A 14,793-nucleotide genomic window follows, 5' to 3' on the forward strand; every position below is an offset into this window, starting at 1 on the left:
CCCCCTTCCAAGCGACCCTCTCTCACTACCGCGGCCCCGGCCCCCGGGCACCCGGGCCGGCCACCGCCCTCGAACCCGGCAACAAGCGAGAGCGTCCGCGAAAAACCGCCCACAGGAGAGCGTCCGCGGCCGGAAAGCGCCGTTTGGGGCCTCCTCGCGTCCGGGTAAAGTTGGTGAGCATGGATAACCTCTTCAGCCACGCGTCCCCTGCGGACGAAGCACCCGACCCCGGAGATGCCCTGCACGCCGTGGTGCACACCGTGGTGGTGCCCGGACCGGTGTCCAAGGCTTTCATCGGATTCACCGAACACACCCACCTTTGGTGGCCACTTGAGGACCACAGCGTGTTCGGCGCCGGCTCGTACGTGGAGTTCGAAGAGAACCTGGTCCTGGAGACCGCTGATGACGGCCGCAGCGCGGTGTGGGGGACCATCGACGACTGGCAGCCTCCGCTGTCGTTCCATGCCAGCTGGCACCCGGGCACAACAGCGTTGTGGTCCACCGAACTCCGCGTTGCCTTTAGGGCAGTTGACGGCGGAACCGAGCTCCGCCTCGTTCATGACGGCTGGGAGGGCGCCGAAAACCCTGCCGTTACCCGTGCCGAATACGATGCCGACTGGCCCGACGTCCTGGCCCGTTTTGTCCGGTTCATGGGTGGTGCCGTTGGCTAGGGTCCGGAGGATGGCTGAGGGGGAGTGGGCTGCCCTGCGCACCGTGAGGCTTGAGATGCTGGCCGATACTCCAACGGCCTACGTTGAGTCCCTGGTGTCTGCCCAAGCGCAGACGGAGGGCCAATGGCGGAGCCGGGCGGCCGCAATGACCGCTCCGGGCAGCGCGACGTTCGTCGCCGAGCGTGGTTTCACGGCTGACTCCTTTTGTGGCCTGATGCGCGTGGTGGTGAAGCACCCCCAGGAGCCTAACCGGCCACGCCAGGCCATGCTCATCAGCGTTTATGTGGCTAGCCTCTATCGGGGCAGCGGCCTCGCAGACGAGCTGCTTGGTAAGACGGTTGAGGCTGCAGCGGGTGAGCTGGGCGCCGGTCTGCTGCAACTGGGAGTCCACGAAGACAATGCCCGCGCGCTTGCTTTCTACGAACACCACGGCTTCCGGGACACAGGGGGCCGGGAAGCCTATGCGCTCGATCCCGGCAAGAAAGAGATCATCATGGAGCGGGAGCTGTCACCGGAAGCGCCGGCCACCTAGAGGGGCAGGCACGGAGACGCTAACGCTGCACGGTGTCTTCCGGTGGCACGGACGTACTGGACCTGACCACAAGGTTGGTGGGGAACTCCGTATCGGTTGCGCCGCCGTCGGCTGCGTCCTCGAGCCCTGCCAGCAGGAGCCGGACCGCCAGTGCACCCTGGCCGCGGGGATCCTGGTCGAAGGTGGTCAGGCCGAAGACTTCTCCAAGTTCATGGCCGTCGATGCCGATGACGGACAGGTCGTAGGGGATCCGCAGGCCGAAGTCCCGTGCAGCGAGAATGGTTCCGATGGCCATCTCGTCGGAAGCCGCGAACACCGCGGTGGGGCGTTCAGAGGCGCCGCCGAGCAGCTGCCTGGCACTCGCGTACGCCCCTTGTATGGTGAAGTCGGCGGAGACCTGCCATTCCGGGCGGACCTGCACCCCGGCAGCTGCCATGGCTTTCTCGAAGCCGCCTTGACGCGTCCCGGGGAGCCGGAAGTCCTGCTGGTAGGAGGCGTCGCCGGTCATATGGGCGATCCGCGTGTGTCCCAGCCTGATCAGGTGGTTGGTTGCGGCTTCGGCGATGCCGGGGTCGTCAATCCTGATAGTGGAGGCGCCGGGCAGCGGGCCGCCGATTCCCACGATTGGTCGGTGGATGGCGAGCAGCTGCTGTATTTCGGCTTCACTGAGTTCGAGTGATACCGCGATGACCGCGTCCACGCGTTTCCGCAGAAGAAAGTCGTTCAACACGCTGTGCCGGCGGTCGGGCCCTTCACTGACGTTGTACAGGGTCAGGTCGTACCCCGCATCGAGCAGTGTGGCCGATACCCCTTCCACCACCGAGGAGAAAAACCAGCGGTGGACGGAAGGGACAACGACGCCAACATTATGGTTCCGGCCCGAAGCCAGGCTGGAGGCGTGGTACGACAGGACAAAGCCAAGCTCGGCTGCCGCAGCCTGCGCACGTTCGCGGCTGCGGGCAGAGACATTGCCTTTGCCGCTGAGCGCCCGTGACACAGTGGCGATGGAAAGGCCCGCACGCTCAGCTACGTCCTTGATGCCGGGCATATTCAGTTCTCCGTGTTCTTACCTGCGAATTTAACCTGCAGCCCGATCACCCAACAGGAAGGTTCAACCAGACCGTCTCACCTGAGCCTAGCTGATGACCGCCTTCGTGCGTTTCGGCTGACCCGGAGGAGCTGCGGAGCAGCACCTGGCCTGGCGGAAGTTCCAGGGACTCATGCCCCACATTCATGACCACGAGGGTGGTGCCGTTGAGGTACGCCAGGGATGTATCCGTGCACCAGCTCTCCAGCCACGCCAACGAACCCCGGCCAAGGTCCAGTTCCCTGCGCATCGCCAACATCCGGCGGTAGAGGTTCAAGTGCGACGTCGGCTGTTCAGCCTGCGCATCACGCGCCAGCTCGCTGAAGCTCTCCGGCTGGGGCAGCCAGGGATCCGCTCCGGACCCGAAACCGGCGTGCAGCTCGGCGGCTCGCCAGGGAAGGGGCACCCGGCAGCCGTCCCTGCCCAGCCGTTCTCCGCCAGTGCGTGCGAACGTGGGGTCCTGGCGCTGGCTGTCAGGGATATCGATTCCGTCGGGAAGGCCCAGCTCCTCACCCTGGTAGAGGTACGCCCCGCCGGGAAGCCCCAGCATGAACATGGAAGCTGCTGCGGCCCGGGTCCTGCCCAAGGCAAAGTCGGGTTGCCGGTCAAAGGCGCCGATCCCGTCGCCGTCGCGCGGTGCGGGGCCGTCATAGCCAAAGCGGGTGGCGTGGCGGACGACGTCGTGGTTGGAGAGTACCCAGGTGCTTGGCGCACCAACGGCGTCCAGCGCCACCAGTGAGTCCGTGATCACGCCGCGCAGGCGGTGAACGTTCAGGCCCGCGTGGAGGTAGGGGAAATTGAACGCCTGGTGCATTTCGTCCGGGCGCACCCACTCGGCCAGGCGGGGCAACGGATCCACATTGGCTTCGGCGCACAGGATACGGTCCTGACCGTACTCCGCCAGGATGCGTCGCCACGCCCGGTAGATATCGTGCAGCGCGGGCTGGCCGAACATGGGTGCATCGTGGCCCGGGTAGCCGTCGCAGCTGTTGCCGTCGGCCCGGCCACCCCACTCCGGCAGCCCGGGGGCTTTGACCAGGGCGTGGGCCACGTCCACGCGGAAACCGGAGACCCCACGGTCCAGCCAGAAGCGAAGCACCCGCTCGAATTCGTCGTGGACTGCCTGGTTGTCCCAGTTGAAGTCTGGCTGGGAGGTATCAAAAAGGTGGAGATACCACTGCCCGGGCCGGCCGTCCGGCTCCGTGATGCGTGTCCATGCCGGCCCGCCAAAGTGGGACTGCCAGTTGTTGGGAGGCTCTTCGCCGAAGGCTCCGCGCCCGTCCCGGAAGATGAACATGTCACGCTCCGGACTACCGGCGGGGGCGGCGAGGGCAGCCTGGAAGGCGGCATGCTGGTCCGAGCAGTGATTGGGTACAAGGTCCACGATCACCCGCAGGTCCAGGAGTGTCGCTTCCGCCATCATGGCGTCGAAGTCGGCCAGGGTGCCGAAGAGCGGGTCCACGTCGCAGTAATCGCTGACGTCGTATCCGGCATCCTTCTGGGGAGAACGGTAGAACGGCGACAGCCAGACGGCATCCACACCCAGCCGGGCCAGCTGGGGAAGCTCTGCGGTTATCCCGGCAAGATCGCCGATTCCGTCCCCGTTCAGGTCCCGGAAGGACCGCGGATAGACCTGATAGATGACGGCGGACCGCCACCACCCGGAAGTTTCATCGGCAGGGTGGACCAGGGTCAGCGGTCCTGCCGCAACGGCGGGGGCTTTGGGCATTGAGTCGACGGACATGCCGGTAATCGTAGAACGGAACATCGCCAAATTGAAAACGCTTCCAATTGTGACGTGCGACTCATTGCTGCCGGTTGGGCTTTGACCCCGCCCTTGAATGCAGCCATTTGCAGGCGATGATCTCCGGAGCCGCCCCTGTCCTGAGTTTTGCTCCGCAGGCTACCGCCGAGTAGGGTAACTTTCCAGCATGGGTCATTCCGTGTAGTTTGGAAGCGCTTGCAGCTGTGAGCCACATCACCGACGATGCCACAGGGCCCTAGGGGCCGACGCGTGGATGCAGGATTTTTTATGAAAGGGACACCAATGAAGGTGCAGAACACCCTCACGAGCGGGACCAGCCGCCGCGTCTTTACGGCGGGCGCGCTCTCCGTCGTGGCAGCCCTGGCGCTCAGCGCCTGCGGCGGCGCATCGGCCACCGCACCGGCCACCGCCACCGCCAAGCCGGACCTGAAGTCCGCCGGCGCAGGCACCATCACCATGTGGGTCGACGCCGAACGGTCACCGGCCCTCAAGGACATCACCGCCAAGTTCCAGGCCGATACGGGTATTGAGGTCAAACTTGTCGTCAAGGATTTCGCGGCCGTCCGCGATGACTTCATTACCCAGGTGCCCACGGGCAAGGGCCCGGACCTGATCGTTGGACCGCACGACTGGGTCGGTAAGTTCGTCCAGAACGGCGTCATTGCTCCGATCGAACTCGGCGACAAGTCCTCGGCCTTCCAGGATTCCTCCATCAAGGCCATGACCTTCAACGGCTCCGTCTATGGCGTCCCGTACGCCATCGAAAACATCGCCCTGCTGCGCAACACCGACATTGTGGCCGAGAGCGCGGCAACGCTGGATGAAGTGGTGGCCAACGGCAAGAAGGCAGTTGCGGACGGCAAAGCGAAGTTCCCGTTCCTGGTGGGCATGGATCCTAAGCAGGGCGACCCGTACCACCTCTACCCGCTGCAGGCCTCCATGGGTTCGCAGGTCTTCGGCCAGGCTGCCGACGGCGGCTACGATCCCAAACAGCTCCTCATCGGTGACGCCGCCGGCGTCGAGTTCGCCAAGAAGCTCGTGGCCTGGGGCGACGCCGGTGAAAAGATCATCAACTCCAACATCACCGGTGACATTGCCAAGGAGAAGTTCCTGGCCGGCGAATCCCCGTACTTCCTGACGGGTCCCTGGAATGTTCCGGACGTGCAGAAGAAGGGCATCACGTTTGCCGTAGACGCCCTGCCGACCGCCGGTGACAAGCCTGCCCAGCCGTTTATCGGCGTCAACGGCTTCTTCATCAGCGCCAAGAGCGCCAACGCCCTTGCCACCAACGAGTTCGTGACAAACTACCTCACCTCGGAAGCGGCGCAGGATTCCATGTACAAGGCGGGCGGCCGTCCGCCGGCGCTGAAGGCCTCCTTCGAGAAGGCTGCCAGCGACCCGGTGGTGGAGGCATTCGGCAAGATCGGTGCCACCGGCGTGCCCATGCCTGCCATTCCGGAAATGAGCGCGGTCTGGGCCGACTGGGGAGCCACTGAACTCGCCTTGATCAAGGGCCAGGGCGATCCCGCTGCCGAATGGGCCAAGATGGCTGCCAGCATCAAGGCGAAGATCGCCGGCTAGCGCCTTCCGCCGGCTAAGCCTTCCGCCGGCTAAGCCTTCCGCCGGTTCACTCGCGCCGGCTGACGCCTTCCGCCGGTTCACCCGCGCCGGCTAACCACTCGCGCCGGCACGGGCCGGGCAGCTTCACCGCCGCCCGGCCCGTTGCCGCAGCGCCCCTCCCGCAGCGCCGCTCCTGCAGCGTCCTGCACTTTCCACGGCCCCGCTTCTTCCAAGGACCATAGACAGCCATGCCCAAAACAGACCTTTTCCAGGACGCCCCGCCGCCCCCGTCGTCGGGAGCCGGGCCTACGCCGGGAGCCGCGACATCACCGGGCGGCAGTACCTCAGGCCGCAGGCCGGGGGCGCCCCACCGCAGCTCCCGCCAGGATTCCGTCAAGGGGACGGTGGCCAAGATCGTGCTCCTGGGCCTTGTTGACGCCCTGGCCGTCTATGTCCTGATGATGCTCTTCCTGAGCCAGTCCTGGGGTGCCCTGGCTGTCTCGTCCGCCGTCGTACTGGCTATTAACTGGATCTACCTCCGCAAGGGGGGACTGCCCGCAAAATACCTGGCCCCGGGCGTACTGTTCCTGCTCGTGTTCCAGGTCTTCGTGGTGCTCTTCAGCGGCTACATCGCCTTCACCAACTACGGCGACGGGCACAACAGCACCAAGGACGACGCAATCTCGGCCATCCAGCTGACCGCCCAGAAGCGTGTCCCGGACTCACCCGCCTACAAGGCCGCCGTCCTCACCAAGGGCAACGACTTCTACCTGCTGTTCACCGATCCCGACGGCAAGGCCTCGATCGGCAGCACCGGTGCGCCGCTGACGGAAGTGTCCGACGCCGGCACGGACTCCACCGGTAAGGCCAACTCCGTTGACGGCTACCGGACGCTGAACTTCCAGGAAATCGTCGCCAACCAGCAGTCGATCCTGGCCATCACCGTGCCCGTCTCGGACGACCCCGCTGACGGCACCCTGCGCACGGCAGACGGCAGCAGCGCCTACGAGTTCAAGCCGGCGCTGACCTATGACGCGGCGGCCGACACCTTCACCGACACCGACACCGGCGCCGTTTACCGCGACAACGGCAAGGGAGCCTTCGCGGACGGCAACGGCCAGACCCTCACCACGGGCTGGAAGATCGACGTCGGCATGGATAACTTCGCCCGCGCCTTCACCGATCCGAGCCTGCGCGGTCCGCTGCTGGGTGTCATCCTCTGGACCTTCACGTTTGCCGTCGCCTCAGTTGCGCTGACCTTCGCGCTGGGCCTTTTCCTGGCCATCACGTTCAACCGCGAGGACCTGCGCGGCAAGAAGGTGTACCGGATCCTGATGATCCTGCCCTACGCCTTCCCCGCATTCCTGTCCGGCCTCGTCTGGTCCGGAATCCTCAACCCGCAGTTCGGCTGGCTTAACCAGACCCTGCTGGGCGGTGCCACCATCGGCTGGCTCACGGACCCGGTCCTGGCCAAGATCAGCGTGCTGGTGGTCAACCTGTGGCTGGGCTTCCCGTACATGTTCCTGGTCTGCACCGGCGCCCTGCAGTCGCTGCCCACCGAACTTGACGAGGCTGCCCGGATGGATGGCGCCGGCCCATGGCGTGTCTTCCGCTCCATCAAACTTCCCCTGCTGCTGGTCTCGATCGCCCCGCTGCTGATCTCCTCCTTTGCCTTCAACTTCAACAACTTCAACGTGATCTTCATGCTCACCGGCGGCGGCCCGCGCTTTGCGGACACCGACCGGGACATCGGGGCCACGGACATCCTGATCACCCTCGTCTACAAAGTGGCGTTCGGGCAGGGGACGGGGCGTGACTACGGCCTCGCCAGCGCCCTGGCCATCATTATCTTCATCATCGTGGCCACCGTTTCGGCCATCAGCTTCAAGCAGACCAAAGCACTCGAGGACGTGAACTCATGAACGGGTCAACGGCACGCACCGGTACGACGGCGGCCCCCGCCGCAGGTTCACCCGCCACAGGTCCTGCCACCGCAGGCACCGTCACCGCAGCCGGCACCGACGTCCACCAGCTGAAGCAGCTGCACCGGCGGCGCACGTTCGGCGCCTGGTTCAAGGACAAGGGCTGGCGGCACCTGGTGGGAATAGCAGTGACCGTCTTCGCGATCTTCCCGCTGCTCTATGTGCTGTCCGCGGCGTTCAATTCCACCGGCACCCTCGTGGGCTCGAATGCACTCTTCAGCAAGCTGGACCTCGGCAACTTCACCGCCTTGTTCAACGACCCGTCCCGGCCCTTCGGGCGCTGGTTCGTGAACACCATGGTGGTGGGCGTGGTTACCTCCGCCGCCACAGTGTTCCTGGGGGCCATGGCCGCCTACGCGTTTTCCCGCATGCGGTTCAAAGGGCGACGGATCGGGCTGCTGAGCCTTCTGCTGCTCCAGATGTTCCCGCAGCTGCTGGCCGTTGTGGCCATCTTCCTGCTGCTCAGCGGGATCTCCGAGGTCATTCCGAGCCTTGGGCTGGGCAGCCAGCTCGGCCTGATCATGGTCTACCTTGGCGGCGCACTCGGGGTGAACACCTACCTCATGTACGGCTTCTTCAACACCGTGCCGCAGTCCCTGGACGAGGCGGCCAAAATCGACGGCGCCAGCCACGTGCAGATTTTCTTCGGCATCATCCTGCGCCTGGTCACGCCGATCCTCGCAGTAGTGGGGCTGCTCGCCTTCATCGGCATCTCCAGCGAATTCGTGATCGCCAGCGTGGTGCTGACCGACCCGGACAGCCAGACGCTCGCCGTCGGGCTCTACTCCTTCGTGGCCCAGCAGCGCTCGGAGAACTGGGGCGTCTTCGCGGCCGGTGCCGTGCTCGCTGCCGTCCCTGTGATGGCACTGTTCCTGTTCCTCCAGCGCTACATCGTCAGCGGCCTCACCCAGGGCTCGGTCAAAGGCTGAGCATGACGGCTTTCCTCCCGCGCTGCCCCCTCCCGCACCACGACGGTTCACCGCTGCATGCGGCCCGGGGCGCCGGACTTGGCGATACTGCCCGCCTCCGCGTGCGGATACCCGCGGCGTGGGGGCGTGCCGCCCGGGTCTGGGTGCGGTCGGTCCAGGACGGTGAACCGCGGTACGACGCCGCCCGCAGCCTGGGGGACCTGGACGGCTGGGCATGGTGGGAGGCGGACATGACCGTCGCCAATCCCGTGGCCCGGTACCGCTTCCTGCTGGAAGTCCCGGACGAACACGACGGCGGCGAACGCGACGGCGGCATGTCCGGCAGTGGAAAAGCCGGGAGCACCCCGGGGTACTGGAGCCTCAACGCCCAGGGGCTGTTCCGCCGCGACGTCTCCGACTACGCGGATTTCCGGCTGACCACGTTCCCTGCCGCGCCGCAGTGGCTGCGCAGGGGAACGATGTACCAAGTGTTTCCGGACCGCTTCGCGCGCTCCGCCGGCGCCGATTCGCATCCCGTGCCGGACTGGGCCATCCCGTCCGGCTGGGACCACACGCCCGTCGAGGGGACCGGAGCGGCCACGCCGTTCCAGTTCTACGGCGGCGACCTCACCGGGGTGGCCGAAAAACTGGACCATATCCAGGGCCTCGGCGCGGACGTCATCTACCTGACACCCTTCTTTCCGGCACGTTCCAACCACCGTTACGACGCCTCCACCTTCGACCAAGTGGATCCGCTGCTCGGCGGAAACGACGCGCTCGTGAAGTTAGTCGAAGCGGCCCATGCCCGCGGGATCAAAGTGATGGGCGACCTCACGGCCAACCATTCCGGCGACGCCCACGAGTGGTTCCGGCAGGCGCTGGCCGATCCGGTATCCGCCGAGGCCGGCTACTACTACTTCAACGCGGAGCACACGGAGTATGAAGCCTGGTACGGCGTTGCCTCCCTGCCCAAGTTCAACTGGTCTTCCGACAGGGTGAAAGACAAGTTCGTCCTCGACGATGACTCGCCGGTGGCGCGCTGGCTCAGGCCCCCGTTCAACCTGGACGGCTGGCGGATCGACGTCGGCAACATGACCGGACGGCTGGGCGCCACGGACCTCAACCGGGAGGTGGCCCGCCTGATCGCGGACCGGGTCCGGGGCATCAACCCCGACGCTGCGTTGCTGGCCGAGGCGACCAACGATGCCGCGCCGGACTTCACCGGCGAACACTGGCACGGCGCCATGACCTACGCCAACTTCACCCGCCCGCTGTGGTCCTGGCTGGCGGGGGACGCCGCGCACGTCAATTTCTTCGGCACCCCGCTGGCCGGCCCCAACCGGATGGGCGCAGAGGATTTCCTTGCCACCCACCTGGACCTGGCAGCGGCGTTCAGCTGGGATCTCCGCCTTCAGAACATGAACGCGCTGAACAGCCACGACACGGCCCGTGCAGCCACGGTGATGATCCCCGGCGGGCAGCTACTCGGGGCAGTCATGATGTTCACCATTCCCGGTGTTCCGGTGGTCTTCGCGGGAGACGAGTTCGGCCTCAAGGGGTACAACGGCGAAGACTCCAGGACACCGATGCCGTGGAACAACACCGCCCGGATCGAGGCGGATCTTCGTGCCGGCTATTCGGCGCTGGCGGCCCTGCGGCGGAATCAGCCGGCGCTCACCGGGGGCGGAATCCGCTGGCTGCACGCCGACGGCGACGCGCTCGCCTATATCCGCGAGACAGCGGAGAGCGCGGTCCTGGTGTTCGTGGCCCGCGCAGCCGCCCGGGCCGATCTCGCGGCTGCCGCGCTGTCTCCGGCCCAGTTCGCAGTCCTCGCCGCAGATCCTGCCTTCTGCACCGGCCACGTCCGAACGGATGCGGGTGCCCGGAGCGCCGGCATCCGGATCAGTGCGGATGAAGCCGCGGCCGCGGTCTGGGTGCTTCCCGGGACCCGGACACCGGACTCCTCAGCTGCTCCGGACATAACTGCAGGGACGCAAGGTCCTGCCGTCTAGACTGGAGGCCGGATTCGACGGACCTGGAGGCCGCATGAGCAACATTGTGGACGAGCTCAAAACCATCCTGGAGCCCGGCAAGCTGGCCGTGGACGACATGACCTTGGCGACCTACGCCGTGGACCAGGCCCCGGTGCTCGACTACCAGCTGCCGCTGGCCGTGGTCAGGGCCGAAACCGTAGCGGACGTCCAGGCCGTGGTCAGGGCCGAAACCGTAGCGGACGTCCAGGCCGTGGTCAGTGCCTGCGCCAAACACAGTGTGCCCATTGTTGCGCGCGGCGCCGGTACCGGTGTGTCCGGCGGCGCCCACGCCAGCCAGGGGTGCATCGTGCTGAGCCTTGAACGGATGAACCGCATCCTTGACCTGAACCCGGATGACGAGACCGCCGTCGTCGAACCCGGCGTTATCAATGCCGACCTCAACGACGCCGCAGCCGTCCACGGGCTGATGTACGCGCCGGACCCCGCAAGCTTCCGCATGTCCACCATCGGCGGCAATGTGGCCACCAACGCCGGCGGCCTGCGCTGCGCCAAGTACGGCGTTACCCGCGATTCGGTCCTGGCTCTCGACGTGGTGCTGGCCGACGGTTCCCTGATCCACACGGGGCACCAGACGTTCAAAGGCGTTGCCGGCTATGACCTGACCGGCCTGTTCGTCGGCTCGGAGGGAACACTTGGAATCGTGGTGGGGGCGACCGTGCGGCTGAAGTACCTGCCCCGCGAAGTCCATACCATCGCCGCCTTCTACCCGGACTTCCGCAGCGCCGCAGCGGGGGTCCTTGCCGTGGGGAAGGCCCGCGTGCAGCCCGCCATCATGGAACTGCTCGACGGCGGTTCGCTGCATCAGCTCGACGAGATCCATGGCTCGGACCTCAGCTCCCGGGGAGCGTCGCTCCTGCTGATCCAGACGGACGGCTTCGGGGCAGCCGCGGAGGCTGAGGTGGTCCGCGAGGTCCTTGCCGCCGGCGGAGCCACGGTGACCACTGAGGACACCGCCGAAGCCGAGCGGCTGGTGGACCTGCGGCGCAACAGCCGCGGCGTTGAAGTGGACGACGAATACCGGGTGGGGGAGGACGTGGCCGTGCCGCGCTCGCGGCTGGTGGACTACGTCGGCGAACTCGAAGCCATGGCTGTGGCCCACGGCGTGCAGCTCAAGGTCGTGGCCCACGCCGGCGACGGCAACCTGCACCCCACCTTCTGGGTGGACCGCGTGGACAACCAGGTGGACGCCGATGCGATGCAACGCCTGGGCGAGGCCCTGGACCGGTCCATCACGGTGGCCCTGGCGATGGGCGGGACCATCACGGGCGAGCACGGGATCGGCCAGTACAAACTGCGGTGGCTGGGCCTGGAACAGCCTGAGCCTGTCCGGGAGCTGCAGCGCCGGATCAAGCACCTCTTTGATCCGGCCGGCATCCTGAACCCCGGAAAAGCGATCTAATTAGTCGTCGGAGTCAGGGTACTCGTCGATGTCTTCGTCGCCGTACCGGGACTGCTCGGTTTCCACTTCGAGGATCTTGAGCAGTTCCGTATCGGGGTTGAGCATGATTGCTGCCTCGTCGCGGCGGTGCCGGAGGATGGAATCGATGTAGGACTGCACGGCCTCAGCCAGCGGAATGTGCCGTTCCTGCTTCTCGGACATATACCAGCGGTGTTCCAGCACTTCGTGGACAGCTTCCGCCGGCTCGAGCTTGCCTGAGAGGTCGCGAGGAATCGAACGGACAATAGGCTCGAAGATCTGGCTGACCCACAGGTGGGCGCTGTATTCCTCATCCATCTTCGGGTTGTTGTCGGCACGGAACGAGTCCATGTCGTTGAGGAGGCGGCGCGCCTGGTTCTCCTGGGCGTCCAGTCCGGTCAGCCGCAGCAGCCGGCGCTGGTGGTGGCCCGCGTCCACCACCTTGGGCTGGAGCTGGATGGTGGATCCGTTCTGGGTGGTCTTGATCGCGTATTCCTCAACGTCAAACCCCAGCTCGTTGAGCTTCCGGATCCGGGCGGCCACACGCCAGCGTTCGCCGATTTCGAAGGATTCCTTCTCGGTGAGCTCGGTCCACAGCCGGCGGTAGCTGTCCATGATGAGTTCACTGGTGGCCACCGGGTCCACCTTTTCTTCGATCAGGCCGCCGTCCAGCAGGTCCATCAGCTCACCGGCGATGTTGACCCGGGCGATCTCGAGATCGTACTCGCGCTGGCCGGTGGAGAGGTCCGGATACAGCTCGCCCGTCTCGGCATCCACCAGGTAAGCGGCGAAAGCGCCGGCGTCGCGGCGGAAGAGGGTGTTGGAGAGCGAGACGTCGCCCCAGTAGAAACCAATGAGGTGCAGCCGCACCATCAGCAGCGCCTGGGCGTCGATCAGGCGGGTGAGGGTGTCTTTGCGCAGCATCTGGGAAAAGAGTGCCCGGTAGGGCATGGAGAACTTCAGGTGCCGGGTGACCAGTACCGGATTCAGCGGCCTGCCGTCCGGTGTGGTGCGGCCGGTGATGACGGCCACCGGCTCAACGCAGGGCACGTCCAGGCGCGCCAGCTTGCGGAGCATGTGGTACTCGTGGCGGGCCACGTGTTCGGAGGTTTCCTTGATGGCGATCACGGAGCCGCCCAGGTGCGCAAAGCGCACGATGTGCCGGGAGATACCGCGGGGGAGCGCCGCGAGGTACTCCGCGGGCCAGTCCTCCAGTGCGATGTGCCACGGCAGGTCCAGGAGCTCAGGATCAGCCGACGCGGCGGTGATGCTCAGATTGCTGGAGACGTTGGCGCCCTTGTCGTCGTTGGCGCTGGCCGCTTCAAACCGAGGCAGTTTGCCGATCTGGCCGTAGTCGGTGGGTTCGTCGTGCCATTGGGCGTTGCTTTCCTCGGTCATGTGCCAATTCTTCCGTACGTAGGGGCAGGCCGCCTAAACAAAGTCAGGAAACCGCGGTTAAATCACGACGGCGGCCCGTCCAGTGAGGAGGGGCCGCCGTCGGTCATTGCTGCGGGGTGCCGGTCAGGTGGTGGCAGGTGGCGCAACCACCTGATTCAGGCTCCGCAACCGGGAACTAGTCGCCGAGGCGCAGGCCGGTCTTGGTGTCGAACAGGTGCACGTGTCCGGACTGCGGGCGAACGTAGATGGACTCACCCTTCATCGGGGGGCGGCGGCCGTCGACGCGTGCCACGATGTCGTGGCTCTTGCCGTCCAGCGTGGTGTGGCCGTAGACGTAGGCGTCGGCGCCGAGTTCTTCGACGACGTCAACCTCAACCTGGAGGCCTTCGCCTGCGGCGACCTGCTCCAGGTCCTCCGGGCGGGAACCCAGGGTGACAGTGCGGCCGTGTGCCTCTTCGAGGACGTCGCGGGGAACCGGGTAGACCGTTCCGCCGAACTGGACGCCGCCGTCGACAACGGGGAGTTCCAGCAGGTTCATGGCCGGGGAGCCGATGAAGCCGGCGACGAAGACGTTCTTGGGCTTGTCGTAGAGGTTGCGCGGGGTGTCGACCTGCATCAGCAGGCCGTCCTTCAGCACAGCCACGCGGTCACCCATGGTCATGGCCTCGACCTGGTCGTGCGTCACGTAGACGGTGGTGACGCCCAGGCGGCGGGTCAGGGACGCAATCTGCGTACGGGTCTGCACGCGGAGCTTGGCGTCGAGGTTTGAGAGCGGCTCGTCCATGAGGAAGACCTGCGGGTTACGCACGATGGCGCGGCCCATGGCAACACGCTGGCGCTGACCGCCGGAGAGTGCCTTCGGCTTGCGGTCCAGGTACGGCTCGAGGTCAAGAAGCTTGGCTGCTTCGCGGACACGCTCGGCGCGCTCTTCCTTGCTGACGCCGGCGATCTTCAGTGCGAAGCCCATGTTGTCCGCCACGGTCATGTGCGGGTACAGGGCGTAGTTCTGGAAGACCATCGCGATGTCGCGGTCCTTCGGCGGAACATCGGTGACGTCGCGGTCGCCAATGAGGATGCGGCCTGCGTTGACGTCCTCAAGGCCTGCGAGCATGCGCAGGGAGGTGGACTTGCCACAGCCGGAGGGTCCAACGAGGACCAGGAATTCGCCATCGGCGATGTCGATGTTGAGCTTATCGACGGCGGGCTTATCGGTGCCCGGGTACAGACGCGTTGCGTTATCAAAAGTAACTGTTGCCACAGTTATCAATCCCTTCACCGGCAGGTACGTGCCGGACGATCCGTTGTGAATGGTTCATGTTTATTCAGTTGTCCACGGTTTTCCAGCCGTGTACTCCCCGGCCGAAGCCGAGGAGTATCACGTGACGCCGCACGGTGTCTGTGCGCCACATCACAAACAGA

Annotated in this window: 11 protein-coding genes; 7 read left to right on the forward strand and 4 right to left on the reverse strand. The window is 65.8% G+C overall.

What is annotated here, in order from left to right; all coding sequences use genetic code 11:
* The first annotated feature begins 179 nt into the window (after nucleotides 1–179).
* Both AC1MDG_RS03810 and AC1MDG_RS03815 read left to right on the forward strand, forming a co-directional pair.
* Nucleotides 180–671: an SRPBCC family protein gene (locus AC1MDG_RS03810; RefSeq protein WP_479807671.1), complete on the forward strand. Its 492-nt coding sequence runs from the start codon at nucleotides 180–182 to the stop codon at nucleotides 669–671.
* A 10-nt stretch (nucleotides 672–681) separates the two neighbouring features.
* Nucleotides 682–1,203: an N-acetyltransferase family protein gene (locus AC1MDG_RS03815; protein ID WP_479807673.1), complete on the forward strand. Its 522-nt coding sequence runs from the start codon at nucleotides 682–684 to the stop codon at nucleotides 1,201–1,203.
* Between the two features lie 19 nt (nucleotides 1,204–1,222).
* Here the strand turns inward: AC1MDG_RS03815 and AC1MDG_RS03820 are convergent, their stop codons facing one another.
* Both AC1MDG_RS03820 and AC1MDG_RS03825 read right to left on the reverse strand, forming a co-directional pair.
* Nucleotides 1,223–2,251 carry a LacI family DNA-binding transcriptional regulator gene (locus AC1MDG_RS03820; protein ID WP_043478382.1) on the reverse strand — a complete coding sequence of 343 codons (1,029 nt, stop codon included), beginning with the start codon at nucleotides 2,249–2,251 and terminating at the stop codon, nucleotides 1,223–1,225.
* A gap of 46 nt (nucleotides 2,252–2,297) precedes the next feature.
* Complete coding sequence (locus AC1MDG_RS03825; RefSeq protein ID WP_479807675.1) at nucleotides 2,298–4,034, reverse strand: glycoside hydrolase family 13 protein; 1,737 nt, start codon at nucleotides 4,032–4,034, stop codon at nucleotides 2,298–2,300.
* A gap of 303 nt (nucleotides 4,035–4,337) precedes the next feature.
* Between AC1MDG_RS03825 and AC1MDG_RS03830 the strand changes: the two genes are divergently transcribed.
* The 5 genes from AC1MDG_RS03830 (at nucleotide 4,338) to AC1MDG_RS03850 (ending at nucleotide 11,958) form a co-directional block, all read left to right on the forward strand.
* Entirely contained in the window at nucleotides 4,338–5,636 is a 1,299-nt protein-coding gene (locus AC1MDG_RS03830) for a sugar ABC transporter substrate-binding protein (protein ID WP_479809013.1), read from the forward strand.
* Nucleotides 5,637–5,863: 227 nt separating this feature from the next.
* Nucleotides 5,864–7,537 (forward strand): ABC transporter permease subunit, encoded by a 1,674-nt coding sequence (locus tag AC1MDG_RS03835; RefSeq protein WP_479807677.1) that lies wholly within the window; start codon nucleotides 5,864–5,866, stop codon nucleotides 7,535–7,537.
* On the forward strand, nucleotides 7,534–8,526 hold the full coding sequence (locus tag AC1MDG_RS03840; RefSeq protein ID WP_479807679.1) for a sugar ABC transporter permease: 993 nt from the start codon (nucleotides 7,534–7,536) through the stop codon (nucleotides 8,524–8,526). The genes AC1MDG_RS03835 and AC1MDG_RS03840 overlap by 4 nt, the downstream gene beginning before the upstream one ends.
* A gap of 2 nt (nucleotides 8,527–8,528) precedes the next feature.
* The gene (locus tag AC1MDG_RS03845; protein ID WP_479807681.1) at nucleotides 8,529–10,517 is read left to right on the forward strand and encodes a glycoside hydrolase family 13 protein; all 1,989 of its coding nucleotides are present in this window, start codon (nucleotides 8,529–8,531) and stop codon (nucleotides 10,515–10,517) included.
* 34 nt (nucleotides 10,518–10,551) lie between these two features.
* Nucleotides 10,552–11,958, forward strand: a complete 1,407-nt coding sequence (locus AC1MDG_RS03850) for an FAD-binding oxidoreductase (protein WP_479807683.1) — start codon at nucleotides 10,552–10,554, stop codon at nucleotides 11,956–11,958.
* On the opposite strand, the gene AC1MDG_RS03855 is transcribed toward AC1MDG_RS03850, so the two are convergent.
* Together AC1MDG_RS03855 and AC1MDG_RS03860 are read right to left on the reverse strand one after the other, a co-directional pair.
* Nucleotides 11,959–13,374, reverse strand: coding sequence for a DUF4032 domain-containing protein (locus tag AC1MDG_RS03855; RefSeq protein ID WP_479807685.1), 1,416 nt, complete (start codon nucleotides 13,372–13,374; stop codon nucleotides 11,959–11,961).
* A gap of 175 nt (nucleotides 13,375–13,549) precedes the next feature.
* Nucleotides 13,550–14,632, reverse strand: a complete 1,083-nt coding sequence (locus AC1MDG_RS03860) for an ABC transporter ATP-binding protein (protein WP_043429380.1) — start codon at nucleotides 14,630–14,632, stop codon at nucleotides 13,550–13,552.
* Nucleotides 14,633–14,793: the final 161 nt, after the last annotated feature.

It is taken from the genome of Arthrobacter sp. AIWTK1, from assembly GCF_056680535.1.